This window comes from Streptomyces sp. WELS2, assembly GCF_013870595.1.
Classification (GTDB): domain Bacteria; phylum Actinomycetota; class Actinomycetes; order Streptomycetales; family Streptomycetaceae; genus Streptomyces.
This window is the reverse complement of record NZ_JACBWZ010001036.1, coordinates 1-1,958: the sequence shown is the minus strand read 5'-3', so window position 1 is coordinate 1,958 and position 1,958 is coordinate 1. Positions and strand designations below refer to the sequence as shown.

Sequence of the window (1,958 nt, the reverse complement as noted above, 5' to 3'; positions counted from 1 at the left end):
GAGGTCGGCGTCGTCCGGGAGCACGTGCAGCAGCCGGGCGGGCAGGGTGAGGGTGGCCGCCATGGCACCGGGCCGGGTGAACCCGGTCTCCTCGTACCCGGCGGTGCACAGCGTGGTCTCGCCCGCGTGACAGCGGTCGCACACCTGGCAGTTGCGGAACCCCTCGCCGACCACCTTGCGGCCGGTCAGCGAGCCGGGCACGCCGGCCCCGACCGCGGTGACCGTCCCCGACCACTCGTGCCCGGGGACGAGCGGGTAACGGACGTACCCCTCGGGCCGGTTGCCCTGGTACACCTCGCGGTCGCTGCCGCAGATGCCGACCGCGTGCACGGCCACCAGCGCCTCGCCGGGACCCGGTTCGCGCGGGGTGTGGGCCTCGACCCGGTGGACACCCGGTGCCTCGACGAGGACCTGTGAACTCACTGGGCGTCCTTCGGATTGCGCTTCTCCCAGCCCTCGGCCCACAGGTCGAAGTGCGCCCGCTGCTGCGGGAACTCGGCCGCCGCGTCGACGTCCAGCTCGACGCCGAGACCGGGCGCGTCCGAGAGGTGGAAGCAGCCGTCCTCCGGGTTCACCTGCGGCGCGCCCTTGACCACCTTCTTGATCTCCGCGTCCGCGAAGTCGTTGAAGTGCTCCAGGATCTTGAAGTTCGGGGAGGTGAAGCCCACCTGGAGGGAGGCGGCGGTGAGCACGGAGCCGCCGACGTTGTGCGGGGCGACCAGCATGTAGTGGGTCTCGGCGGTGGCGGCGAGCTTGCGGGTCTCCCAGATGCCGCCGATGTGGCCGACGTCGGGCTGGATGATGTCCACGGCCTGGCTGTCGAACAGCTCGCGGAACTCGATGCGGTCGTGGATGCGCTCGCCGGTGGCCACCGGCATGTCGACCTTGGCGGCGACCTTCTGGAGCGCCTTCAGGTTCTCCGGCGGCACCGGCTCCTCCAGCCAGGCCGGCTTGAACGGCGCCATCTCCTTGGCCAGCCGGACCGCGGTGGCGGGGGAGAAGCGGCCGTGCATCTCCAGCATCAGCTCCGCTTCCGGGCCGATGGCGTCCCGTACGGCCTCGATGAGCGAGACGGCGTACAGGGTCTCCTGGTGGTCCAGCTCGAAGTGGCCGGTGCCGAACGGGTCGATCTTCAGCGCCTTGTAACCGCGCTCCATGACCCCCTGGGCGGCCTTGTGGTACGCCTCCGGGGTCCGCTCGGTGGTGTACCAGCCGTTGGCGTACGCCTTGACCTTGTCGGTGACCTTTCCGCCGAGCAGCTGCCACACCGGCACACCCAGCGCCTTGCCCTTGATGTCCCAGCACGCCATCTCGACCACCGCGATGCCGGACATCACGATCTCGCCGGCGCGGCCGTAGTCGCCGTACTTCATACGGCGCACCAGGTCCTCGACGGCGAACGGGTCCGAGCCGAGGATGTGGTTGACCTCGGCCTCCCGCAGATAGCCGATCAGCGCGTCCGTATGCCCGAGCATCCGGGTCTCGCCGACTCCCGTGATCCCTTCGTCGGTGTGCACCTGGACGTACGCCAGGTTGCGCCACGGCGTGCCGACCACGTGTGTGCTGATTCCGGTGATGCGCACGGCAGTTGCCCCTCAGCTGTTCGGTATTTCGTCGCACGTTCGAAATGCTGGCGTGACAGTAAGGACGGGGCGCCGGGGGTGTCAATGGGTCGAACAGGTAACGGTTTCGGCAAGGCTTTCGAGATTGTTTCGCTCCCGCACCGAACCTTCACAGCCGCGTCTGGAACCCGGCCCGCGCGGACTCTAGTCTTCCCGCGTCATGGACTATTGCCACCCCTGCCGACGCCACCTGAATGGCGCCCTGGCGTGCCCCGGCTGCGGAACGCCCGCCTCCGGCGACCGCTACGACGACGCGTACGGCACCGGGGAGGCGTCGGGATTTCGCGCACCCCCCTGCCGGGCGGAAAACCGCATTTCAGGGCGTATTTACACAGG

The 1,958-nt window shown here is 69.2% G+C and carries 2 protein-coding genes; both read right to left on the bottom strand.

The window, feature by feature from the left end; genetic code table 11:
• On the bottom strand, positions 1–423 hold a 423-nt coding region (locus H5J33_RS33285; RefSeq protein ID WP_181798424.1), incomplete at its 3' end, for an alcohol dehydrogenase catalytic domain-containing protein.
• On the bottom strand, positions 420–1,583 hold the full coding sequence (locus H5J33_RS33280; RefSeq protein WP_181798423.1) for a mandelate racemase/muconate lactonizing enzyme family protein: 1,164 nt from the start codon (positions 1,581–1,583) through the stop codon (positions 420–422). The genes H5J33_RS33280 and H5J33_RS33285, both read right to left, overlap by 4 nt.
• Between the last annotated feature and the right edge of the window lie 375 nt (positions 1,584–1,958).